The following is a 234-nucleotide window of genomic DNA, read 5'->3' as shown; positions in this document are numbered from 1 at the left end:
TTGGGAAGCATTATGTTATCCAGCCATACGGCCACGGAAGGTTATTCTTTGCGGGGGCAGCTAAGCCTTGACAAACGCATTAGCGACCAGCACCAGCTTAATATGGTTGCCGGTACTGAGATCCGCCAATCTACCGCCAGCGGTTACTGCCAGGGGCATTTTGGATTTGTTGAAGATACCTATAACTCTGTATCCGTTAACCCTGCCACACCGTATAAAACATTTTACAGTCGG

1 protein-coding gene is annotated in these 234 nt (G+C 48.7%); it reads left to right on the top strand.

Going from position 1 to position 234, the window contains the following annotated elements:
- Positions 1–234, top strand: a 234-nt coding sequence (locus KVT36_RS32280; RefSeq protein ID WP_217607520.1) for a hypothetical protein, incomplete at both ends; no start/stop codon positions are given.

This window comes from Chitinophaga sp. GbtcB8 (assembly GCF_019091455.1).
Classification (GTDB): Bacteria; Bacteroidota; Bacteroidia; order Chitinophagales; family Chitinophagaceae; genus Chitinophaga.
Note: the sequence above shows the minus strand (reverse complement) of the source record. Positions and strands in the feature narration are given on the sequence as shown.